20 protein-coding genes are annotated in these 22,006 nt (G+C 63.5%); 11 read left to right on the top strand and 9 right to left on the bottom strand.

From position 1 onward, the window contains the following. Window positions 1-4 precede the first annotated feature (4 nt). The 4 genes from glcF to B5V02_RS31095 form a co-directional block, all read right to left on the bottom strand. Entirely contained in the window at window positions 5-1,330 is a 1,326-nt protein-coding gene (gene glcF / locus B5V02_RS31115; RefSeq protein ID WP_111547844.1) for a glycolate oxidase subunit GlcF, read from the bottom strand. A gap of 13 nt (window positions 1,331-1,343) precedes the next feature. Beyond that, on the bottom strand, window positions 1,344-2,549 hold the full coding sequence (locus B5V02_RS31110; protein ID WP_111547843.1) for an FAD-binding protein: 1,206 nt from the start codon (window positions 2,547-2,549) through the stop codon (window positions 1,344-1,346). Window positions 2,550-2,796: 247 nt separating this feature from the next. Next, complete coding sequence (locus B5V02_RS31100) at window positions 2,797-4,293, bottom strand: FAD-linked oxidase C-terminal domain-containing protein (protein ID WP_111547842.1); 1,497 nt, start codon at window positions 4,291-4,293, stop codon at window positions 2,797-2,799. A gap of 137 nt (window positions 4,294-4,430) precedes the next feature. Next, window positions 4,431-5,753 carry a DUF3422 family protein gene (locus B5V02_RS31095; protein ID WP_111547841.1) on the bottom strand — a complete coding sequence of 441 codons (1,323 nt, stop codon included), beginning with the start codon at window positions 5,751-5,753 and terminating at the stop codon, window positions 4,431-4,433. A 208-nt stretch (window positions 5,754-5,961) separates the two neighbouring features. Here B5V02_RS31095 and B5V02_RS31090 point away from each other — a divergent pair, with 208 nt between their 5' ends. The 3 genes from B5V02_RS31090 to B5V02_RS31080 are packed head-to-tail and all read left to right on the top strand — an operon-like array spanning window position 5,962 to window position 8,752. Further along, window positions 5,962-6,771: a FadR/GntR family transcriptional regulator gene (locus B5V02_RS31090; protein ID WP_111547840.1), complete on the top strand. Its 810-nt coding sequence runs from the start codon at window positions 5,962-5,964 to the stop codon at window positions 6,769-6,771. Between the two features lie 15 nt (window positions 6,772-6,786). Next, entirely contained in the window at window positions 6,787-7,923 is a 1,137-nt protein-coding gene (locus B5V02_RS31085) for an alpha-hydroxy acid oxidase (RefSeq protein WP_111547839.1), read from the top strand. Between the two features lie 37 nt (window positions 7,924-7,960). Next, window positions 7,961-8,752 (top strand): metallophosphoesterase, encoded by a 792-nt coding sequence (locus tag B5V02_RS31080; RefSeq protein WP_111547838.1) that lies wholly within the window; start codon window positions 7,961-7,963, stop codon window positions 8,750-8,752. A 37-nt stretch (window positions 8,753-8,789) separates the two neighbouring features. Here the strand turns inward: B5V02_RS31080 and B5V02_RS42325 are convergent, their stop codons facing one another. After that, window positions 8,790-8,921 (bottom strand): hypothetical protein, encoded by a 132-nt coding sequence (locus B5V02_RS42325; RefSeq protein WP_257784452.1) that lies wholly within the window; start codon window positions 8,919-8,921, stop codon window positions 8,790-8,792. A 429-nt stretch (window positions 8,922-9,350) separates the two neighbouring features. After that, the gene (locus B5V02_RS31070) at window positions 9,351-10,049 is read right to left on the bottom strand and encodes a type 1 glutamine amidotransferase (RefSeq protein WP_111548045.1); all 699 of its coding nucleotides are present in this window, start codon (window positions 10,047-10,049) and stop codon (window positions 9,351-9,353) included. 87 nt (window positions 10,050-10,136) lie between these two features. Between B5V02_RS31070 and B5V02_RS31065 the strand changes: the two genes are divergently transcribed. The 4 genes from B5V02_RS31065 to B5V02_RS31050 all read left to right on the top strand — a co-directional run bounded on the left by B5V02_RS31065 (window position 10,137) and on the right by B5V02_RS31050 (window position 14,312). After that, window positions 10,137-10,799 (top strand): hypothetical protein, encoded by a 663-nt coding sequence (locus tag B5V02_RS31065; RefSeq protein WP_111547837.1) that lies wholly within the window; start codon window positions 10,137-10,139, stop codon window positions 10,797-10,799. Between the two features lie 31 nt (window positions 10,800-10,830). Next, complete coding sequence (locus tag B5V02_RS31060) at window positions 10,831-11,565, top strand: 16S rRNA (uracil(1498)-N(3))-methyltransferase (protein ID WP_111547836.1); 735 nt, start codon at window positions 10,831-10,833, stop codon at window positions 11,563-11,565. A 245-nt stretch (window positions 11,566-11,810) separates the two neighbouring features. Next, the gene (locus B5V02_RS31055; protein WP_111547835.1) at window positions 11,811-13,184 is read left to right on the top strand and encodes a glutamate--cysteine ligase; all 1,374 of its coding nucleotides are present in this window, start codon (window positions 11,811-11,813) and stop codon (window positions 13,182-13,184) included. Between the two features lie 102 nt (window positions 13,185-13,286). Then, window positions 13,287-14,312: a DUF937 domain-containing protein gene (locus B5V02_RS31050; RefSeq protein WP_111547834.1), complete on the top strand. Its 1,026-nt coding sequence runs from the start codon at window positions 13,287-13,289 to the stop codon at window positions 14,310-14,312. A 165-nt stretch (window positions 14,313-14,477) separates the two neighbouring features. Here the strand turns inward: B5V02_RS31050 and B5V02_RS31045 are convergent, their stop codons facing one another. After that, window positions 14,478-14,768 (bottom strand): DUF1127 domain-containing protein, encoded by a 291-nt coding sequence (locus B5V02_RS31045; protein ID WP_111547833.1) that lies wholly within the window; start codon window positions 14,766-14,768, stop codon window positions 14,478-14,480. Window positions 14,769-15,000: 232 nt separating this feature from the next. Here B5V02_RS31045 and B5V02_RS31040 point away from each other — a divergent pair, with 232 nt between their 5' ends. The 3 genes from B5V02_RS31040 (at window position 15,001) to B5V02_RS31030 (ending at window position 18,727) form a co-directional block, all read left to right on the top strand. Next, entirely contained in the window at window positions 15,001-15,957 is a 957-nt protein-coding gene (locus tag B5V02_RS31040; protein WP_111547832.1) for a LysR substrate-binding domain-containing protein, read from the top strand. A gap of 81 nt (window positions 15,958-16,038) precedes the next feature. Then, the gene (xseA, locus tag B5V02_RS31035; protein ID WP_111547831.1) at window positions 16,039-17,604 is read left to right on the top strand and encodes an exodeoxyribonuclease VII large subunit; all 1,566 of its coding nucleotides are present in this window, start codon (window positions 16,039-16,041) and stop codon (window positions 17,602-17,604) included. Window positions 17,605-17,608: 4 nt separating this feature from the next. Beyond that, window positions 17,609-18,727, top strand: coding sequence for a DmpA family aminopeptidase (locus B5V02_RS31030; protein ID WP_111547830.1), 1,119 nt, complete (start codon window positions 17,609-17,611; stop codon window positions 18,725-18,727). Window positions 18,728-18,800: 73 nt separating this feature from the next. Here the strand turns inward: B5V02_RS31030 and B5V02_RS31025 are convergent, their stop codons facing one another. Next, the gene (locus B5V02_RS31025; protein WP_111547829.1) at window positions 18,801-19,052 is read right to left on the bottom strand and encodes a DUF768 domain-containing protein; all 252 of its coding nucleotides are present in this window, start codon (window positions 19,050-19,052) and stop codon (window positions 18,801-18,803) included. Window positions 19,053-20,059: 1,007 nt separating this feature from the next. Next, window positions 20,060-20,878: an SDR family NAD(P)-dependent oxidoreductase gene (locus tag B5V02_RS31020; RefSeq protein ID WP_111547828.1), complete on the bottom strand. Its 819-nt coding sequence runs from the start codon at window positions 20,876-20,878 to the stop codon at window positions 20,060-20,062. A gap of 776 nt (window positions 20,879-21,654) precedes the next feature. On the opposite strand from B5V02_RS31020, the gene B5V02_RS31015 reads away from it, so the two are divergent. Then, the coding region (locus B5V02_RS31015) for a LysR family transcriptional regulator (RefSeq protein WP_146606183.1) at window positions 21,655-22,006 on the top strand (352 nt) is incomplete at its 3' end.

The raw sequence follows: 22,006 nt of genomic DNA, 5'->3' as shown, positions 1-22,006 counted from the left end.
GCTTCTACTCCGCGGCGACGAGGCTCTCTTCCAGAATGCCTTCCGGCTTCGGCCCGCCATAGGCCCAGTCGAGCAGCTTTATCGTGTGCACCACCGGCATTTTCGCCGCGGACGCGATCTGCGTGATGCAGCCGATGTTGCCCGTGGCGACGATTGCAGCCCCTGTCGCTTCGATATTCCTGACCTTGCGGTCGCGCAGCTCGGCCGAAATCTCGGACTGCAGGATGTTGTAGGTGCCGGCCGAACCGCAGCACAGATGGCCCTCGCGCGGTTCGCGCACGATGAAGCCGGCCTTGGCCAGCAATTCCTTCGGCTGGCGCGTGATCTTCTGGCCGTGCTGCATCGAACAGGCCGAATGATAGGCGACGATGGTGCGCGGCTTGCGCACCGGTTCGGGCAGGTCGAGACCGGCCAGATACTCGGTGATGTCCTTGGCCAGCGCCGACACCCGCGCGGCCTTGTCGGCATAGGCCGGATCCAGCCGCAGCATGAAGCCATAGTCCTTGATCGTCGTGCCGCAGCCGGACGCGGTGATGACGATGGCATCGAGCCCGCTCTGTTCGATGGCGCGTGTCCAGGCGTCGACATTTTGCCTGGCCGAGGCAAGGGCGGCCTGCTCCCGGCCCATGTGGTGCACCAGCGCGCCACAACAGCCTTCGCCCGGCGGCACCACGACCTCGACGCCGAGCCGCGTCAGCAGCGAAATCGTCGTCTCGTTGATGGCGGGATCAAGCACCGATTGCGCGCAGCCGGTGAGGATTGCGACGCGGCCTTTTTTCGTCCCTTGCCCGGCATGGAGGCCCGGCGAGGCCATCGGCGAAGTTTTGGGGATCGATGCCGGCGCGAGCTTGAGCATTGCGCCAAGCGGCTTCAGCGCCGGGACCTTTTCGAACAGGCCAATGAACGGCTTGCCCAGCTTCGCCAGCCTGAGTGCGGCGCGAAAACGGGTGGGATAGGGCAGCACGAAGGCCAGCATGGCGCGGGTCAGGCGGTCGAGCAGCGGCCGCCGGTAGGTCTCCTGGATATGGGCGCGGGCATGGTCGACCAGATGCATGTAGTTGACGCCTGACGGGCAGGTGGTCATGCAGGCAAGGCACGACAGGCAGCGGTCGATATGGGTGACGATCTCCTTGTCGGCCGGGCGGCCATTCTCCAGCATGTCCTTGATCAGGTAGATGCGCCCGCGCGGTGAATCGAGCTCGTTGCCGAGCGTGACATAGGTCGGGCAGGTGGCGGTGCAGAAGCCGCAATGCACGCATTTGCGCAGGATTTTTTCCGATTCCGCGACATGCGGGTCGGCGAGCTGGGCAAGCGAAAAATTGGTCTGCATCGCTGTTCTAGTCCTAGGCCATGCGGCCGGGATTGAGGATGTTTTTTGGGTCGAATTCCTGCTTCAGCCGCGCGCTAAGTGCTGACAGCGCCGGTGCCTGCGGCTCGAACACCGGCAAGGCGGCGCGGTGAGAAGGTGCGGCGCGCACCAACGTCGCATGGCCGCCGCCATGTTTTCTCAACAGCCCGCGCAGCAGAGCGGCTTCCGGATCGCCCTCTTCCATGCGCAACCACACCAGCCCGCCCTGCCAGTCATAGAAGGCGCTGACGGCGGCCTGCATGCGCAGCGTCAGAACCATCTGGTGGCCCTCTCCCGGCGTCATCGACACGCGCCAGACCGGTTTCTCGCTGCCATCGGCGAAGGGCCTGCAATCGCGCACATCGCGCCAGATCACCCGTGAAGCTTCGCCCGAAATCTCCTCCAGCGGACCAGCCTTGCCGAGCAATGTTTTCAGAGCGGCGATGCGATAGGCGACGGAAGGGCCAAACCCTTCGACGCGCAGCAAAGTCGCGGCCTCGTTGCCGAGCGTGCCGCCGGCGACGCGCGCGGCGATCCGCTCCGGCAGATGAGCGGCACTCGACACTTCGGCGCTGGAGCCGAGCGTCAGGGCCATGGCGGCTGCAGCGGCATCGTCGAGCAGGCCGCGGACGGCGAGCGTGACCTCGGTCTCGGCGGCGGGCAGCACCTTGAAGGTGACGTCGGTGAACGCGGCCAGCGTGCCCCAGCTGTTGGCCATCAATTTTGACAGATCGTAGCCGGTGACGTTCTTGACGACGCGGCCGCCGGACTTGAAGGCCTCGCCACGGCCTGAAACTGCATTGATGCCCAGGATATGATCGCGCGCAGCACCTGCCTTCAGCCGGCGCGGACCGGAAAGGTTCGCGGCGAGCACACCGCCGATAGTGCCTTTGCCAGCTTCGCCCCCGAACAGCGGGCCGTAATCCAACGGCTCGAAGGCAAGCTGCTGGCCGTTTTCCGCCAGCAGCTTTTCGATGTCGGCCAGCGGCGTGCCGGCCTTGGCTGACAGCACCAGTTCGGCCGGCTCATAGAGCGTAACGCCGGTGAGTTTCGACAGGTCGAGCGTGTGTTCGCTCTGTTGCGGACGACCGATGCCGCGCTTGGAACCATGGCCAAGGATTTCGAGCGGCGATTCCTCCGCCGCGGCCCAGGCGACGGTGGACAGGACTTCGTCCGAATTGGTTGGGGTGAAGATGGTCATGGAGCCGTCGCACCCTTGGTGAATGCAAAGGCGTCGCGATCCTTCGCGCCCCCCTCTGTCCTGCCGGACATCTCCCCCACTTGTGTGGAGATTGGCAGCGTCGCGAACAGCACTCTTCCTGCAACGTTGGCGATTGGCGAAAGCGGACCCAGCCTTTGATCTCCCCCCTTGTGGGGGAGATGTCCGGCAGGACAGAGGGGGGCGCGAAGAAACACCAAGGCGGAGACACTGGGCACGATTGCCACCCTCAAAACCTCGGAATGTCCGGAAACGGCAGCTTGCCGCCAGAAATGTGCATGCGCCCGAGTTCGGCGCAGCGGCGAAGCTGCGGGAAGACCTTGCCGGGATTCAAAAGATGGTTGGGATCGAAGGCGCATTTGACCCGCATCTGCTGGTCGAGGTCGATCTGGTTGAACATCTCCGGCATCAGGTCGCGCTTTTCGACGCCCACGCCGTGTTCGCCGGTGAGCACGCCGCCGACCTTGACGCAGAGCCGCAAAATGTCGGCGCCGAAGCTTTCGGCCTTGTCGAGTTCGCCCGGCACATTGGCATCGTAGAGGATCAGCGGATGCAGATTGCCGTCGCCGGCATGGAAGACATTGGCGACGCCGAGACCGTATTTCTCCGACAGCTCACGCATGCCGGCAAGCACGCGCGGCAGCTCCTTGCGCGGGATGGTGCCGTCCATGCAGTAATAGTCGGGCGAGATGCGGCCAACCGCCGGAAACGCCGCCTTGCGGCCGGCCCAGAAGCTCAACCGCTCCTGCTCCGACTGCGAGATGCGGCAGGTGGTCGAACCGTTCCGGATGGCGATCGCCTCGACGGCGGTGATGAGGTGATCGACCTCGACGCTCGGCCCGTCGAGCTCGACGATCAGCAGCGCCTCGACATCCAGGGGATAGCCGGCATGGACGAAGTCCTCGGCGGCGTGGATCGCCGGCCGGTCCATCATTTCCATGCCGCCCGGAATGATGCCGGCGCCGATGATGTCGGCGACGCATTGGCCGCCCTGCTCGCTGGTCGGAAAGCCGATCAGCAGGGCGCGTGCGGTCTCCGGCTTCTTGAGGATGCGCACGGTGACCTCGGTGACGACGCCGAGCAGCCCTTCGGAGCCGGTCATGACGCCGAGCAGGTCGTAGCCTTCCGCGTCGAGGTGACTGCCGCCGAGCCGCATCACCTCGCCATTCATCAGCACCATCTCGATGCCGAGCACGTTGTTGGCGGTGAGGCCGTATTTCAGGCAGTGCACGCCGCCGGAATTTTCCGCGACATTGCCGCCGATCGAGCAGGCGATCTGGGAGGATGGATCGGGGGCGTAGTAGAAGCCCTCCTGCTCGACGGCGGTGGTGATGCCGAGATTGGTGACGCCCGGCTGGGCGACGACGACGCGGTTGGGGAAATCGATCGCAAGAATGCGATTGAAACGGCTCATGACCAGCAGCACCGCATCCTCGAGCGGCAGCGCGCCGCCGGACAGCGAGGTGCCGGAGCCGCGCGGCACGATGCGGATGTTGCGGTCATTGCAGTATTTCAGCACGCGGGAAACCTGCGCCACCGTTTGCGGCAGCACGACGACCAGCGGCAGCTGCCGATAGGCGGTCAGGCCATCGCTCTCAAACGCCCGCATGGAATTGGCGGCGTCGACGACGCCCTCGCCCGGCACGATGATACGCATGTCGGCGACGATCTCGTCGCGCCGGCGCATCGTGGCGTCGTCTGGTTTCGGCATGGCCAAGCCGGACATCAGCAGCCTCGTTTTGCTTGACTGGTCAAAATCTTTTACCAGTGAAGCGCGTTGGTTGCAAATCCGGCTTTGGTGGAGATTCCAAAGTCATGGTCAGACAGGCTTCCGCAGCGGCAATCTGCCGCTGCGGATACAGGCTATTCGCCCGCCAGCTTGCCGGGTTCGGAATGCATCCGACGCACGCGGCGAACGCCCCACCAGACCAGCACGATGGCGACCGGTACCGAAGCAGCGGTGACGACCTCCGGCGCGAAGGCATGGCCGAAGATCGAGGCGCCCTTGGCGACATAGCCGACGAGGCCGACCACATAATAGGAGACGGCGGCGACCGAGAGGCCTTCGACGGTCTGCTGCAGGCGCAGTTGCAGGCGGGCGCGGTTGTTCATCGACGCCAGCAGGTCGCGGTTCTGCTTTTCGACCTCGACATCGACCCAGGTGCGCAGCAGCGTCGTGGCGCGGGTCAGCTTGCGCGACAGATTGGCCTGGCGCTCCTCGACCGAGCGGCAGGTGCGCATGGCCGGCGCGACGCGGCGCTGCAGGAACCCACCCCAGGTGTCGTAACCAGGCACGGCTTCTTCCTCGAGTGCTTCCAGCCGCTCGCCGACGATGCCGTCATAGGCGCGGCTGGCGCCGAAGCGGTAGAGGCTCGACGCGGCGTCCGCCTCCAATTCGGCGGCAAGCTCGGTGAGGTCGGCCAGCAGTGTCTGGCTGTCGCGGGTTTCGGCGACCTTCATTTCCAGCGTGGTCTGCGCCAGCCTGTCCTCGATGCGGCGCGCGCGGCCGGACAAGGTCAGCGCCAGCGGCAGGCCAAGCATGCACAGCGTGCGGTAGGTTTCGATGTCGATCAGCCGTTGCGACAGCGCACCGGTGCGCGCCGGCGTCAGGCCGCGATCGAGCACCAGCATACGCGTCATGCCGTCGCCATCCTGGCGGAAGTCGGTGACGATGGCGGCGTTGCCGCGCTCGACCAGCGAATAGCACAGGCTGGTCGGGTCGAAGGCGGCGATCAGCCGCTCGCTCGCTTGCGTCCATTTGCGGATTTCGAGCCTGATGCCGGAGATGACGGTGCCTGGCGGCGAAAACCCGTTGCCGAACGGCGAGTCCTCCTGCGCCCTGCCGCTTTCGGAGAGCGGCCCTTCCCACAGATAGGTCGAGAATTCCGTGTGCCGCTCCCAGCGCAGCGAGCCCTTGCCCCACTTCATGGCGTGGTGGCGGGCCTGGCGGTCGGGTGCGGCAATGCCGAGACGCCGCGACAGTTCGGACAGCACCGCATGGTCGACACTGGATCCGCCCTCGGTCATGAAGGCGAGTTGCACCAGGACACGCGGCTTTTCGATCAGCGGATGCGGCCGGGCATGGACCTCGCCAAGCGCACCGGGCCGGCCCTCATGCGCGGGAAAACCCATGACGCTGCCCTTGGCGCGCGGCTGGAACTCGAGATTGGACGGGTCGTCTGACACGGCTTGTCCCCCGGGGTTCTCTAGACCCTCTTACATTGCGTCCCTCTAGGGCCAATGGCCAGATGACGCAAACAGCAAAGTTTAGCCGAAGACGATATAGCGCCAGGCGGCAAAATCGACCCACTTCGACCAATTGGATAAATAATTTGACCAGTTGGCGACGCAGGCTTTATCCTGCGCGACACCGGTTCACCTTCCAGGCATTCTGTTGAGCGACATTTTTTCCAGGATCGAGCATTCGCGCACCGCCGACGAGGTGGTGCAGCAGATCGAGAGCCTCATCCTCGAAGGTGTGCTGCGCACCGGCGACCGGTTGCCGGGCGAGCGCGAGCTTGCGCGCCAGTTCAACGTGTCGCGGCCGATCCTGCGCGATGCGCTGAAGGCGCTCGAAGGGCGCGGCCTTTTGACGACGCGGCCGGGCGGCGGCACGCATGTCGCCGACATCATCGGCCAGCTGTTCACCAAGCCGGTGGCGGACCTGATCTCGATGCATCGCAAGGCGGTGGCCGACTATCTGGAATACCGCCGCGAGATCGAAGGCGTGGCGGCCGAGTATGCGGCGCGACGCGCCACGCCGGAGGATCTGGCGCTGCTTGACCGCATCATGGCGCGCATGGATGAAGCGCACCGCACCGGCGATTTCGACGACGAAGCCGAAATCGATGTCGAGTTCCACCATGCGATCTGCGAGTGCGCGCACAACATCCTGCTCTTGCACACGCTGCGCTCCTGCTACCGGCTGTTGTCGGAAGGTGTGTTCCAGAACCGGCTGCTGGTGTTCACCGTGCCCGGTGCACGCGACGCCCTGCTTGCCCAGCACCGGGCGATCCACGCAGCGGTCAAGGCCGGCGACCCGGCGGCCGCGCGGCAAGCGGCAATGGACCACATGATCTATGTCGAGCGGTCGATGGCCGAGGCCGAGCGCAGCGGCGACTGGCAACGCGTCTCGCGGCTGAGGTTGAGGCAACGCTCTGACGCCGGCCAGATCGAACCCACACGCAGACGCTCCCAGGACTGATAAGCGGGGACCCTCATGAGCCAAATCCTCACCATCGCCGATCTCAAGGATCTCGCGCGCCGGCGCGTGCCAAAAATGTTCTTCGACTATGCCGATTCCGGCGCCTGGACCGAAAGCACCTACCGGGCCAACGAGGAGGACTTCGGCAAGATCAAATTCCGCCAGCGCGTGCTGGTCGACATGAGCAACCGCTCGCTGGAATCGACCATGATCGGCGAAAAGGTGGCGATGCCGGTGGCGCTGGCGCCAACCGGCCTGACCGGCATGCAGCACGCCGATGGCGAGATGCTGGCGGCGCAGGCGGCTGAGGAATTCGGCGTGCCGTTCACTTTGTCGACGATGAGCATCTGCTCGATCGAGGATGTCGCCTCGGTGACGAAGAAGCCGTTCTGGTTCCAGCTCTATGTGTTGCGCGACAAGGATTTCGTGCTCAGCCTGATCGACCGGGCGAAGGCGGCAAAATGCTCGGCGCTGGTGCTGACGCTCGACCTGCAGATTCTGGGCCAGCGCCACAAGGATGTCCGCAACGGACTTTCGGCGCCACCCAAGATGACGCTCGCCAACCTTGTCGACATGGCGATCCGCCCGCGTTGGTGTCTGGGCATGGCCGGTACCCCGCGCCGCACCTTCCGTAACATTGTCGGCCACGCCAAAGGCGTCGGCGACGTCGCCTCGCTGGGTTCATGGACGACGGAGCAGTTCGATCCGCATCTGTCGTGGAAGGATATCGCCTGGATCAAGGAACGCTGGGGCGGCAAGCTGATTCTCAAAGGCATTCTCGACAAGGAAGACGCGCTGATGGCGGCCAAGACCGGCGCCGACGCGATCGTGGTTTCCAACCATGGCGGGCGGCAGCTTGACGGCGCGTCGTCTTCGATCATGGCACTTGAGGAAATCGCGGATGCGGTCGGCGACACCATCGAAGTCCATATGGATGGCGGCATCCGCTCCGGCCAGGACGTGCTGAAGGCGCTCTGCCTCGGCGCCAAGGGCACCTATATCGGCCGGCCATTTCTTTACGGTCTGGGTGCGCTTGGCAAGGAAGGGGTTACCAAAGCCTTGGAAATCATCCGCAAGGAGATGGACATCACGTTGGCACTGTGCGGAAAGCGTCTGGTCACCGACATGGGCAAGGACCAGCTCCGACGCTAGAGGTCCGTGACAGCCTGACCACGGAGACGGCGCAAAGTTGGCAGAACCCGGCATCCATTTTCTCGACGCGCATGGGCCGGAAGGGGTGCGTCTTTATGCGATTGGCGACGTGCATGGCCGGCTCGACCTGCTGGCCGCCATGCATCAACGCATCGAGGCCGAGATCGAGCAGGAGGCGCCTGCCGACTGGCGTGTCATCCATCTTGGCGACTATGTCGACCGTGGACCGGACTCCAAAGGCGTCATCGACTTCCTGATCGAGGCGCGAGAGCGCGACCCGCGCCATCTGATGCTGGCCGGCAACCACGACGTTGGCTTTCTCGACTTTCTCAAGAAGCCCGACCCGGAGGGGCTTTTCATCCGTTTCGGCGGCATCCAGACGGCGCTGTCCTACGGCGTGGCGATCAGTGAAGGCACCAGCATGTGGTTCGGCACAGCCGAGTCCGCAGTGCGCAAAGGACATCAATCCCTGGTCGAGGCGGTGCCGCAAACCCACATCGATTTTTTGCGATCGCTGCGGCTTTCGCTGACGCTGGGGGATTTCTTCTTCTGCCATGCCGGCATCAGGCCGGGCGTCGCGCTGGCAAGGCAAAACCCGCAGGACCTGATCTGGATCCGCGATGTCTTCCACAACTATCCCGGTCTGTTCCCGAAGATCGTCGTGCACGGCCACACGCCGGTGCCGGAGGCGGAGGTGATGGCCAACCGCGTCAATGTCGACACGCTTGCCTGGCAATCGGGGATGCTGACCGCTCTCGTCGTCGACGGGCCGGACAAACGCATCCTGACGATCACGATCAAGGAGCCTGGGACGATAAAGGAAGCTTGAGCGCGGCGCGTCCGGGGACGCGAAAGACGCTTCGGCTTTAGCGAAGCGAGGCGGTGACGCCGTAGCCGTCGACGGCGTTGTGGTTGTTGGCCGCGTCGGCGGAATAGATGCCGAGACCGCACAGTACGATGGCGGATAACATGGCAAAGGACAGAAGCGCTGCTTTCACGGACGTCATCTCTTGTTGAGCTTGCTGCATCTGTGCACCAGGCGGTTACCAATGGGTTGAAACGGAGAATTCGCTTCAAAGTTTCGACGATTTTGCGCTTCTAGGCATATTCTGTATCGGCGGTGTGTCGCGCGGGTCACACAAAAGGTTCAGCGCGGTTGCACAGCCGATGCAGCGCGCGCGCCTTCTAGGATGGCGGGCGGACACAAGCCAAGGATGAAAGGTGTTTTCCCAGACGGTTTCACCGCCGCGTGCCAATTATGTCACGCGGCAGGGCATCGAGGGGCGAACGCTCAGAGACTGTTTCGAAATTCGCTCTGGCGCGTCAGATGGTGGTGGTTTTGAGAACCGCAGCGCAGCGGACATTTGGTCCGTGAGCGCAGAAAACGCCATCAGATGGCCGCCAGAGTAGAATTTCGAAACAGTCTCTCAGATCGTCGCCACCCAGGCGCGAGCAATGGCGAGGCCGGCAGCATCTGCGTCAGGTCCGTTGCGGGCCATTTCGCCATCGAGCTTGCCGGCCCAGTCGGGATGGCGCGCGGCGATGGTCGGGGCAAAGGATGTGCTCCAGTCCTGCACCATCGGCCGGTCGGCCTCGAAATGGAACTGGAAGCCGTAGACGGCACGGCCGACGCGAAACGCCTGATTCTCGGCGACATCATTGCCGGCGAGCCGCACGGCGTTTTCAGGCAGCACGAACGTGTCGTCGTGCCACTGGAAGATCGGGAATTTTTCCGGCAGCGCGCCCAGCACCGGATCGGCCTTGGCGTCCGGCGTCAGCGACACGCCGCGCCAGCCGAACTCGTTGGCGCCGCCAATGCGGTTCTCGCCGCCAAAGGCGCGGGCAACGAGCTGGCTGCCGAGGCAGATGCCGAGCACGGCGCGGTCCTTGTCGGCGAAATCGCGGGTCAGTTCGAGCAGTGCCGGGAAATAGGGATAGTCGTCGTCGGCCAGCGCATTCTGGCCGCCGCCGAGCACCACCATGGCATCGTGCCCGGCCGCGTCATCCGGCAGGGGATCGCCCTTGTAGGGCAAGCGCAGATCGAGATCGGCACCCGCTTCCGCAAGGGCCGCGCCAACCTGGCCAAGGCCGGTATTGTCGTAGTTCTGGACCACCAGTACCCGCATGAAAAACCCTGCTGACATGAAAATGATGTGACGAGCGATATCATGCCGCCAGCATTGCAGCCAAGATGCGTGTTGCGGGAGAAAGCTATGCCACTGCAGAACCGGGTCGATCCGTTCGGCGCCATCCATGCCGTGCCCGAGCGCGGGCTATTTACCGGCAATCGCGGCATCATCCACGATCCCGAGACAAAGACGCTTAAGAAAAAGCGCTGGGCGCTTCCGGCCTGGATCATCTGCGTCTGCAAATTCCGCAATGTGCGGCGCGAGCCGATGGGCCGCAACCGGAAGAGCGATGACCATTTGGGTGGCAAAGCGGGCTGGACCGAGCTGTTCTTCCTCGACGAGGTGACGGCGCTGGCGGCCGGGCATCGCCCCTGCTTCTATTGCCAGCGCGAGCGGGCCAAGGATTTCGTCGGCCGCTTCGGCGAAGCCTTCGGCATTGCCGAGCCGCGCGCACCGCAGGTCGACAAGCGGCTGCACAAGGAGCGGTTGGCCTCCGGTGGCAAGCCACCGATAGTGGCCCTTGAAGAACTCGCCGGCCTGCCGGACGGCGCGATGGTTGCGGATGGCGGCAACGCCTATGCCTTGCGCGGCGGCAAGGCACTGTGCTGGTCGTTCGCCGGATATGGCCCACCCGCCGATGTCGGTCTGCTGGAAGGCAAAACACTTTCGCTGCTGACGCCGGCCACGACGCTCGCCGTCCTGCGGCACGGCTTTCGACCGGTGTGGCATCCATCCGCCGAGGCTTGACGCCGACGGCCGGCTCGCTCATTCCTCGGCCATGCGCGCCAATTACAAGATGCAACGCCTGTTCGTGCCTGACGATCTCGGGCCAGATGTCGAGTTCGATGCCGGTCAGCAGCAGAGCCACTATCTGCTGCATGTGCTGCGGCTTGGCGAGGGCGCCGAAATCCTGGTGTTCAACGGCCGCGACGGCGAATGGTCGGCGGCCATCGCCGCGAAATCAAAAAGGGCGGTGCGGCTTAAGGTGCTGGCGCTGCAACGGCCGCAGCCGCCGTTGCCCAATCTCATTTACTGCTTTGCGCCGCTGAAGCAGGGGCGGCTCGACTATCTCGTGCAGAAGGCGGTCGAGATGGGCGCCGGCGTCCTGCAGCCGGTCATCACCCAGCACACGCAAGTGGCAAAACCTTCCATCGATCGCTTGCGCGCCAATGTCGTCGAAGCCGCCGAACAATGCGGCATCCTGGCGGTGCCGGAGGTGCGCGAAGCCGAAAAGTTCGACCGCCTGCTGGCCGGCTGGGACAAGGAACGCCGGCTGATCTTCTGCGACGAGGACGCCGCTACCAACAATCCGCTGCCGGCTCTGCAGGCGGTCAAGGAAAAGAAGCTTGGGCTGCTGGTCGGGCCCGAAGGGGGCTTTTCCGACGACGAGCGCAAGATGCTGCGCGCCCTTCCCTTCGTGACAGCCATTCCGCTCGGACCGCGTATCCTGCGCGCCGATACGGCGGCGGTGGCCGCACTTGCGGTGATCCAGGCAACAGTCGGAGACTGGTGAGACTTCATTTCTTGCAAGGGACGACAGGGCGGTATCGTTCAATTCCTGTTGACCTGTGGCTCAGGATTTTTCGCTTGATCGACTACTGACATTTCGTCCATCTAGCGCCGGCGGTCGTCCGGCCGTCCTACAGCGCCGCACGTCCTTTCGGACGCGCAAAGGACGCTGTAGCATTTTGAAGGGGCACATGATCCTTTCCGAAAATCGAAAGCCGATTTTCGGGATCATGTGCGGAGGGCTTTATCATGGCGCGCGATACTACCGATTTCCGCCCGATCGAAGGCATCGATGAACTCGTCGAGCATCTGGCCGAAGGCAACAAGCCGCGCGACAAGTGGCGCATCGGCACCGAGCACGAGAAATTCCCCTTCTATGTCGACGGCAACGCGCCTGTGCCCTATGGCGGCGAGCGCGGCATCCGCGCCATCCTCGAAGGCATGCAGCAGAAACTCGGCTGGGATCCGATCATCGATGACGGCCGCATCATCGGCCTGGTCGAGCCAACCGGCCAGGGTGCGATTTCGCTGGAGCCGGGTGGCCAGTTCGAGTTGTCAGGCGCGCCGCTGGAGACGATCCACCAGACCTGCCGCGAGGGCAATGCCCATCTGGCGCAGGTGCGCGAGATCGCCGAGCCGATGGGCATCCGCTTCCTCGGCCTCGGCGGCAGTCCGAAATGGTCGCTGGCCGAGACGCCGAAAATGCCGAAGTCGCGCTACGAGATCATGACGCGCTATATGCCCAAGGTCGGCACCAAAGGCCTCGACATGATGTATCGCACCTGCACCATCCAGGTGAACCTCGACTTCGAGAGCGAAGCCGACATGCGCCGCAAGATGCAGGTGTCGCTGAAGCTGCAGCCGCTTTCGACGGCGCTGTTCGCCAACTCGCCATTCACTGACAGCCGGCCGAACGGATTGCAAAGCTGGCGCGGCGACATCTGGCGCGATACCGACAACCAGCGCTCGGGCCTGCTCGAATTCTGCTTCTCGCCGGAATTCGGTTTTGCCGACTATGTCGAATGGGCGCTCGACGTGCCGATGTATTTCGTCATCCGCGACGGCCACTATCACGACATGACGCACATCACCTTCCGCCAGTTCATGGCGGGGGCTGCCCGCAACGAAGTGCCGGACGGGCTGCCGACAATGGGCGACTGGGCGAACCATCTATCGACGCTGTTCCCGGACGTGCGGCTCAAGCGCTTCCTCGAAATGCGCGGCGCCGATGGCGGACCATGGCGGCGCATCTGCGCGCTGCCCGCCTTCTGGGTCGGGCTGCTCTATGACGAGGCCGCGCTCGATGCGGCGGAGGCTTTGACCTCCAGCTGGACGTACAAGGAAGTGCTGGCGATGCGCAACGCGGTGCCGGAACAAGGCATTTCCGCGCCCTTCCGCAACACCACGCTGCGCGAGATCGCCCGCGACGTGATGGTCATCTCGCGCATGGGCCTGAAGAACCGTGGCCGCAAGAACCGCGACGGCTATGACGAGACCTCGTTCCTCAACACGCTCGATGAAGTCGTCGCACGCGGCACCACCAGCGCCGAGGAGATGCTCTCCGCCTATCATACGCGCTGGGGCGGCTCGATCGAGCCGGTTTTCATGGAATACGCCTATTAACCCTGCGGGTTTGGCGCGGCCAATTGATTGGCAAAAGCCGCTTCAATCGGTCATCGAAACGAATTAGGCTCTCCACCCTAGGATTTCCCGGAGGAGAAGCCGATGCCTACCTTGTTCGATATGCTGGCGCAGGCCCAGAACGGCAATGGCATGCAGGCCCTTGCCCAACAATACGGGCTTTCGATGCAGCAGACACAGGCGGCCGTTGCCGCTCTGCTGCCGGCCTTTTCGCAAGGGCTGCAACGCAACACTGCCGACCCCTATGGGCTCGGCGCCTTCATGACGGCAATGGCAAGCGGCCAGCATGCCAAGTATTTCGAGGACGCAACCCGAGCCTTCTCGCCGCAAGGCGTCGATGAAGGCAACGGCATTTTGGGGCACCTGTTCGGCTCGAAGGCTCTGTCGCGCGCCGTAGCCAGCCAGGCGGCGCAAGCGAGCGGCGTCAGCCAGCAGATCCTGCAGCAGATGCTGCCGGCCATCGCCTCGATGGTCATGGGCGGATTGTTCAAGCAGACGACAAACCAGATGCAGGCCGCCGGTGGTTTCGGGGGCGGCGGCAACAATCCGCTCGGCGAGATCATCGAGCAGATGATGCGACAAGGCGGCATGCAGGCCCCGGCTCCCCAGCCACGCCAGGCACCGCAGCCCCAGAATCCGATGGACAATCCGCTCGGCAAGGTTTTGCAGGATATGTTCGGCGGCGGGACGCCGCAGCCGCAAAGCCAGCCGCAGCCGGCACCCAATCCCTATGGCGACAATCCGCTCGGCAAGGTGCTGCAGGACATGTTCGGCGGTGGGGCGCCGCAGCCGCAGCCGCAACAATCGCAACCGCAGCAGACCCAGAGCCCCTATGGCGACAACCCGCTCGGCAAGATCTTCGAGGAAATGCTGCGGCAAGGCGGCGGTGGCGGCTTCGGCGGGGGTGGACAGCCGGCGCCGCAACAGCCACAGGCACCACCGCAGCGCCAGGCGCCGCAGCCGCAGGCCAATCCGAGCGGCCGGCCGAGGAACCCGTTCGACGATCTGTTCGGCAAGATGTTCGAGACCGGCGCCCAGCAGCGTGACGAGTACCAGAAGGGCGTGGAAACGATCTTTGACCAGTTCAAGCGGGACATGGATCGGCGATAGCACCGATCGGCGCTTCAAAAGAAAAGCCCGGTCCTGGGAGGACCGGGCAGAGTGCAGGCGGGCCGGCGGGGATCCGGCAGGGAGTGGGGCCTGCATACTCGTCAGTCGCCTCGAACCTTAAAAAGGTTCACGGCAACCGATACGACAAGCAACCAAGCCAGGCGATCAGGCGACCTTGCGGGCGAGATCCTCGATCGTTTCGACGCGATCGCTGGCGATTTCGCGCAAGATCGCCGTCGGGTCACGGCCAAACGGCACGTCGATGGCGACATGCAGGTCGGCGCGCGTCAGGCCGATATCGGCGAGTTCGGAATCCGACATCTCGCCAAGGCGATAGAAGGCGCGGCGGTTTTTCCAGGCGCGGTAGACGTTGGAGACGGTGTTTGCCACGCGCGTCGCAACGGCCGGACGCGAGGTGATGCGCGAGGTCTCGGTGGCGAAATCAAACGTGGTCATGTCGGTCTCCTTCAGACTCGAACGGACAAAACCAGACGATCGGCGCTGGCGTCAGCGGCCGTTCCGGCTTCGATTCACTTCGGTGATGCATGTCGTTGTCCCAAAACCGGTGTCCACTTTTGGGCGACATGCATTGGCTTCATGTGGACAATGCCAATTTGCCATCGACCGATTGATTAATCCAACGAATGTTTCTAATCTTTAGCATCAACACTAGTGATGGATCACGCCGATGAAAGCGCCGCTCGATCTCGATCAGTTGCAGACCTTCATCTCGATTGCCGATACCGGCAGCTTTACGCGGGCGGCCGAAGAGGTGCACCGCACCCAGTCGGCGGTATCAATGCAGATGCGCCGGCTGGAGGAACGGATCGGCAAGCCATTGTTCGAGAAGGACGGGCGCACCAACAGGCTGACCGAGGAAGGCGACAAGCTGCTCTCCTATGCGCGGCGGCTGCTCTACCTCAACCGCGAAACACTGGCGGCCTTCGACGACCGGCGGCTCGAAGGCACCATCCGCATCGGCACGCCCGACGACTATGCCGACCGTTTCCTGCCCGAGATCATGGCGCGGTTCACGCGCTCCAATCCGCGCGTCGAACTGACCGTCATCTGCGAACCGACGCCAGGGCTGGTCGAGCACATCAAGCGCGGCAATCTCGACCTGGCGCTGGTGACGCACAACGACACGCGCGGCCAGTCGGAGGTGGTGCGGCGCGAGCCGCTGCTGTGGGTCACCTCGGCCAACCATGCGACGCACGAGCAGCAGACGCTGCCGATGGCCTTTGGCCGGCCGAATTGCATCTGGCGACGCGCCGCCGTCGATGTGCTCGACCAGCAGAACCGCGACTATCGCATCCTGTTCACCAGTTTCTCGGCCACAGTCATCACAGCCGCGGTGCTTTCCGGCCTGGCGATCTCGGTGCTGCCGGAATGCGCGCTGAGGCCCGGCATGCGAGTGCTGGGCGAAGCCGACGGCTTCGGCGCCCTGCCCGATTGCCGCATCGGCATCATGCGCGGCCAGACGTCGCGACCGGAGATCGTCGATGCGCTTGCCCGCCATATTTCGGAAAGCCTGGACAATATTTCCGTGCCGATCAGCGAAGAGACCGGGACATTCGACTTCGCCGCACTCGCCTTCGCCAAGATGAGGCGAACCAAGCCGAACCAGATCCTGCCGGGCTGGTAGGCAGGCCGCGCGCAACGTTATGAGGGCTTGGGCTGAGACGGGTCCCTTGACGTGGAACGCTAACCGTTCCCCAATCGGCCGATGAGCGAGGCAGCATCCGAATCACGCACCAACGCCGCCGAATACACGGTGAGCGAGATCTCCGGCGCACTGAAACGCACGGTCGAGGACGTCTTCGGCAATGTGCGGGTGCGCGGCGAAATATCCGGCTATCGCGGGCCGCATTCGTCCGGTCATGCCTATTTCGCGCTGAAGGACGACCGTGCCCGGCTGGACGCCGTGGTGTGGAAAGGCACGATGAGCCGGCTGAAATTCCGCCCCGAGGAGGGGATGGAGGTGATCGCCACCGGCAAGCTCACCACCTATCCCGGCAAATCCAACTACCAGATCGTCATCGACAATCTGGAGCCAGCCGGCGCCGGCGCCCTGATGGCGCTGCTGGAAGAGCGCAAGCGCCGGCTGCAGGCCGAGGGCCTGTTCGACACCGGCCGCAAGCGGTTGCTGCCGTTCATGCCGCGCGTCATCGGCGTCGTCACCTCGCCGACGGGCTCCGTCATCCGCGACATCATCCACCGCATCAAGGACCGGTTTCCATTGCATGTGCTGGTCTGGCCGGTGCGCGTGCAAGGCGAAACGGCGGGCGCGGAAGTGACCGCCGCGGTCAATGGCTTCAACGCGCTGGCCTGGGATGGCACCATCCAGCGCCCCGATCTGCTGATCGTGGCGCGCGGCGGTGGCAGCCTCGAAGACCTTTGGGGTTTCAACGACGAGGCGCTGGCGCGCGCCGTCGCCGCCTCCGCCATTCCGGTGATCTCGGCTGTCGGCCACGAGACCGACTGGACGCTGATCGACCTGGTCGCGGATGTGCGGGCGCCGACGCCGACAGGTGCCGCCGAAATTGCCGTACCGGTGAAGGCCGACCTCGAAGCGACGCTTGCCAGCCTCGGCGCGCGGCTGAAGGCGGCGGTCTTGCGCAATTTCGAGCGCAAGCGGCAGGCAGCCCGTGCGGCGGCCCGCGCGCTGCCCTCGCCCGATCAATTGCTGGCGCTGCCGCGCCGACGCCTCGACGAGGCGACAAGCCGGCTCGGCCGGGCGCTGTCCGTCAGCGTCGATCGGAAGCGGGCGCGGCTTCAAGGCCAAAGGCTGACGCCTGCCACGCTGTCGCGGCGCATGAATGAAGCCCGCACGCTGACCGGGCGCGACCTCGCCCGCGCGCAGGCGGCGTTTTTTGCCATCGTGCGCGAACGTCGCGCGCGATTTTCGCGCACCGCAACGCGTCTTTCGCCGGCACCGATCGTGCGACGCCAGAAACTGCAAGGGGACGCGCTGGCAGCATTGGCGCGGCGGCAGGATCGGGTGATCTCCGTCCGGCTCGAGCGCCTGCGCGGGCAATTGAGCCAGGCCGACCGCCTGCTGACCACGCTTTCGCACAAGGCCGTCCTGGCGCGCGGCTTCGTCCTGGTGAAGGACGCCGACGGGGCGGTGATCAAACATGCGGCCGAGGTGGCGTCGGGAATGGCGCTTTCGCTGGAGTTCGCCGACGGCACCGCCGACGCGATTGCAACCAGCGGCACGGCAAAACCGAAAGCCGTGGCCAAGCCGGTGGCCAAGGCCAAAGAGCCCGGCAACCAGGGATCGCTGTTCTGAGACGATGACTGACAATCCGCACCATCTGGCAACGCCTTCCGGCAAGCCGCGCGCGCGACGTTTCGGCATCGGTTTCGACGGGACACCCGGTCCGTTCAATGCGATCACCGATGTGCCCGGTGTAACGGTCGGTTATGTGACATTGATTTCGGGCGATGGCGCGCTCGTCGTCGGACAGGGACCGGTGCGCACCGGCGTGACCGCGATCCTGCCCAGGCCGCGCGCCGAGCTTGCGACGCCGGTCTTTGCCGGCATCTTCAGCCAGAACGGCAATGGCGAGCTGACCGGCTCGCACATCGTCGAGGAAACCGGCGCTTTCAACTTCCCGATCACCATCACCAACACGCATTCCTGCGGCGTCTCACGCGACGGCACGCTGCGCTGGATGCAACGCGTGCTGCCGGCGGCACTCGACAGCGGCTGGGGCCTGCCGGTGGCGGCGGAAACCTATGACGGCTTCCTCAACGACATCAACGGCCACCATTTGACATCAGAGCATGTTGCCCAGGCACTTGACGGTGCGGCCAGCGGACCGATCGAGGAAGGCAGCGTCGGCGGCGGCACCGGCATGATCACGTTCGGCTTCAAGGCCGGATCTGGAACCGCGTCGCGCATCGTCGAATGGCAAGGCCGCGCCTACACGGTCGGCGCCTTCGTGCAGTCGAATTTCGGCAAGCGGCACAATTTTACGGTTCGCGGCCTGCGCGCCGGGCCAGACCTGGCCGAGCCGGCGATCCGGCAGGGCACGCCGCGTGCCGAAAAGGGCTCGATCATTGCCGTCATCGCCACCGACGCGCCGTTCCTGCCGCACCAGATGAAGCGGCTGGCCCGCCGCGTGCCGCTTGGCGTCGCCATGACAGGCGGCTTCGGCTATCACAGTTCAGGCGATATTTTTATCGCCTTCTCGACCGCCAATGCGCGCGCGGCGCTGGCGCCATCCGGCCGCATCGCCAGCGCCGATTTTGTTCCGGACACCGACATCGATCCGTTTTTCGATGCGGTGATCCAGAGCATCGAGGAATCGATCCTCAACGCCCTGGTCGCCAATGACGACATGAGCGGGCGCGACGGCAATTTCGTGCCGGCGTTGCCGAAGGCGTGGTTGAGAGAGAAGTTTGGCTGAGGGATAGCTGATACGAAGACGCGGGCCGAACAGCCAGCGTTTCAGACAGTTTTCCTGGAATTGCTCTAAGCGGCTATTCTGCGGCTTTGGGGGCCTGCTGCTGCTCGTCGGCCTCGGCCGCTTCCTCGAGCCGGGAGGCGATCAGTTCCTGAATGTCGCCGACTTCTTCCTGGATATCCTCCAGGGGGATGCCGACTTCTGCCGCCTTGGCAGCGCATTCCCTGGCCAGAGTCTCGGCCTGCTTCTCGATCCTGGCCTCGGATGACTGGCAGTGGACCTTTTCGCCGATCCATCCCCGCAAGAACTCGATCGCGTGTTCACTCATACTGCTGTTCCCTGGCGGCAAAGCCGGTTGGTAATCATAAACGCCGACATCCCGCAAAGGATGCATGTCCCCATACGAGCCGAGTCGTCGCCAACCGGCAAGCCGATCTTGTCCAAGGTCCACAGAGCCAAAGGAAATCGAGGGGGCAAGAGCATTTTCTGTTTCTGAGGGGTCGGTACCGTTGGCTGGGATCGATCTCCCCACCAAACTATTGTTTCTATTATATTTTGTCCATTTACTAGCATGATTTGTATCACAATATGTGTCACAATAGGTAGGACATTTCTCGGCGGCTCACGGATATGCCGCCGGCGAGGCGTCGAAGCCGCGGGCAGACCCATCTCGGCCTCCTGCCACATTCCGTGGCGCTGGGCTGAACGCTCTTCATCCAGTCCGTATCATCCCGTGACCAACAGCCGACCGAAGCGAAATCTAGGAAGCCGCTATCGCCTCGCAACCTGGACGTCTCGCCCGCAGGCTCAGATCACGGACACGCAACGAACGATACTTTTAGTGGAATGCCCGACACCTAGGCTTGTGGCATGGATTGGGCCGTCCTCATTGGTGAAAGAGGAATCCCCATCTTATCCTCAAACGGAAGGAAGAATTGGCCATGTCCACTGGAACGAAGTCTTCGCATAGCGGGCCTTCAATCCCGTCAGGCCGCGACATTCTCAATGACACGACGGCGCCGCTGGATCCGGCAGCGCGGACAACCTTGGGGAAGTGGCTCGCCATGATCGCAAGTGGTGACTTTGGCGACCTGGACTCTGTCATTGCCGCCGAGGCGGTCTACCATTCGCCAGTCGAATGGCACCCCCTACCCGGGACACGATCTGGTGTGCCTTCTGGTTCGGACCGCGGCGGGGGTTTTCGAGGACTTCAAATATGAGCGCCAGATGGCAGGCGACGACAGCGCCATGCTCGAATTCTCCGCGCACGTCGGCGACATCCGGATGAAAGCAGGCTGTGAGGCGTGTGATCTTCGGGTCTGTTTGAGGCCCGCTTTACGGAGTGTCACCGATCATACCGGAGAACAGCACTGAGCCGCGCTGCTCGAGAAGCGACAGCGAGGTGTAATCCAGGATCGATAGGCCCCCGTCGGCGACCAAGGTTTGGCCCGTGATGAACGACGCCTCATCGCTCGCAAGGAACGCGACGGCCGCAGCAATTTCGGCCGAGGTGCCCATCCGGCCGAACACGCTTGGCGCCACAGTCCAGTCGCCGGTACCCGACGCGGGCGCCGCTGTATCGGTTTCGGTGGCAATCCAGCCAGGACTGACGCAATTCGCTCGGATCCGATGCGGAGCACCTTCGATGGCCAACGATCGCGTGAGCGCCTCAACGGCCGCCTTGGCGACGCAATACAGGCCCCAGTTGCCGTGCAAGGTAGCCGTTGACGATATGTTCACAATAGCACCGCCGCCGGAATCCCGCATCACCGGCAGGGCGTAGGAGGCTACAAAATAGGTGGAGTCCAGGTTGGCGCCACGCATCTTGTCCCATCTTGCCCCGGGGCGATCGCTGGGTTCAATCCCGCTCCGGCGCGAGCCAGCGCCTGCGTTGTTGACCACAACCCGCAGCCGCCCCCAGTGGCCGATTTGGCCGATCAGATCCTCGACTTGATGTTCCTCCGAAAGGTCGCATGGGAAAAAGCGGGCTTCGCCTTTGATCGCCCTTGCTTCCTCTTCAACGGCGCGGCCCTTCTCGTGATCGCGGCCTGCAAACGCCACCCGGGCTCCTTCCATCAGGAAATAGTGGACGATTCCGCGGCCTATCCCCGAATTCCCGCCGGTCACGAGAACGTCCTTACCTTCAAATCGCATGGTACCTCCTGCAGACGGTGCAGATGCGCGCAAATAGCGGCATCTCCGATCCATTCCACTGAGAAACGGTGGACCGAAACAGGGATATGCCTCGCTCTTCAATTCAGCGTCAGTGCCACAGCGGGTCGAGGATTGGGCATCGAGCGGGAGCGAGTTCTTCCCTAGCAGCGGGGTGAGCCATATCCGGCAGTTTTTTGAAGTCATGGACCCTTTATTGGTTGAAAACTGCTGTCAGATATCCTCGTGTTCGCCAAAAGTTGCAGAAAGGCCTTCGGCGCGTGATCTGAAGGGCAATGATTTGGGCCGTCACCGCCTGCGTAGGCTACGACAAGTTCCCAGAAGAGTTCTGTTTGTGCGATCGGGTTGATGCTGAGCGTGCAGGCCGTGCTTCGGCGATGGCTTCCGGAACAAGGGCTATCGCGGGATCGCGCGCAACCAGTTCCAGGAGCGTTTCAAGATCGCTGACCCTCGAAGACTGTGCGACGCTCGATGCCCACCTCCAGAAAGGCGCGGTCGACGAGTTTCCGCGTCCTCCAATCCGGCCGAAATCGACGAATGGTTCGTCTTTCAACGCGGAGAGCACCCGTCACGGCTGGCCAGGGCATGATTGAGCGCACTCGTGGGTTCGACACATCTGGCGGATGGCGGCGTTATTTTTGTGTGGCATGGTGGATCAATCGTGATGATTTCGATCTCGACTGCTTAATGCCATATCGGTGAGTTTTTATCTCTGCACCGACGCCCAGGCTATGGCGATCTAGATATTGGGAGTTTTTATGTCGCTCAGTCGCGCTGAAGTGTACGACCTTTCGATATTCCTGCTCATCGTACAGTATCGCAGTTTTAGAAAGGCTGCGGACAATCTCGGCGTAACCGCATCAGCACTCAGCCACCGGGTGAAAGCGCTTGAAGAGCGACTTGGTGTAAGGCTGCTAAACCGTACAAGCCGAAGTGTTGCTCCAACAGTGGCGGGAAGCGCGCTGGCCGAAAAAGTGAGTGCTGGCCTCGATCTTATCAATTCCGGCTTGGAAGAACTGCACGGGCACCACGAAGGGACCGCCGGTAGTGTGCGGTTGAATGTACTGCGCGATGCGTCGACTTTACTTCTGCGCCCGGCATTGCCGATCT

Origin of the sequence: Mesorhizobium kowhaii (assembly GCF_003253745.1) — a bacterium.
Taxonomy (GTDB): domain Bacteria; phylum Pseudomonadota; class Alphaproteobacteria; order Rhizobiales; family Rhizobiaceae; genus Mesorhizobium; species Mesorhizobium kowhaii.
The sequence above is the reverse complement of the archived record's forward strand: the minus strand, read 5'-3'. Positions and strand labels throughout refer to the sequence as shown.

What these genes read in the sequence shown, in the direction of transcription:
- glcF (WP_111547844.1), bottom strand. Translation starts at nt 1,330, where the DNA reads ATGCAGACCAATTTTTCGCTTGCCCAGCTCGCCGACCCGCATGTCGCG.
- B5V02_RS31110 (WP_111547843.1), bottom strand. Translation starts at nt 2,549, where the DNA reads ATGACCATCTTCACCCCAACCAATTCGGACGAAGTCCTGTCCACCGTC.
- B5V02_RS31100 (WP_111547842.1), bottom strand. Translation starts at nt 4,293, where the DNA reads ATGTCCGGCTTGGCCATGCCGAAACCAGACGACGCCACGATGCGCCGG.
- B5V02_RS31085 (WP_111547839.1), top strand. Translation starts at nt 6,787, where the DNA reads ATGAGCCAAATCCTCACCATCGCCGATCTCAAGGATCTCGCGCGCCGG.
- B5V02_RS31070 (WP_111548045.1), bottom strand. Translation starts at nt 10,049, where the DNA reads ATGCGGGTACTGGTGGTCCAGAACTACGACAATACCGGCCTTGGCCAG.
- B5V02_RS31065 (WP_111547837.1), top strand. Translation starts at nt 10,137, where the DNA reads ATGCCACTGCAGAACCGGGTCGATCCGTTCGGCGCCATCCATGCCGTG.
- B5V02_RS31060 (WP_111547836.1), top strand. Translation starts at nt 10,831, where the DNA reads ATGCGCGCCAATTACAAGATGCAACGCCTGTTCGTGCCTGACGATCTC.
- B5V02_RS31055 (WP_111547835.1), top strand. Translation starts at nt 11,811, where the DNA reads ATGGCGCGCGATACTACCGATTTCCGCCCGATCGAAGGCATCGATGAA.
- B5V02_RS31050 (WP_111547834.1), top strand. Translation starts at nt 13,287, where the DNA reads ATGCCTACCTTGTTCGATATGCTGGCGCAGGCCCAGAACGGCAATGGC.
- B5V02_RS31045 (WP_111547833.1), bottom strand. Translation starts at nt 14,768, where the DNA reads ATGACCACGTTTGATTTCGCCACCGAGACCTCGCGCATCACCTCGCGT.
- B5V02_RS31040 (WP_111547832.1), top strand. Translation starts at nt 15,001, where the DNA reads ATGAAAGCGCCGCTCGATCTCGATCAGTTGCAGACCTTCATCTCGATT.
- xseA (WP_111547831.1), top strand. Translation starts at nt 16,039, where the DNA reads ATGAGCGAGGCAGCATCCGAATCACGCACCAACGCCGCCGAATACACG.
- B5V02_RS31030 (WP_111547830.1), top strand. Translation starts at nt 17,609, where the DNA reads ATGACTGACAATCCGCACCATCTGGCAACGCCTTCCGGCAAGCCGCGC.
- B5V02_RS31025 (WP_111547829.1), bottom strand. Translation starts at nt 19,052, where the DNA reads ATGAGTGAACACGCGATCGAGTTCTTGCGGGGATGGATCGGCGAAAAG.
- B5V02_RS31020 (WP_111547828.1), bottom strand. Translation starts at nt 20,878, where the DNA reads ATGCGATTTGAAGGTAAGGACGTTCTCGTGACCGGCGGGAATTCGGGG.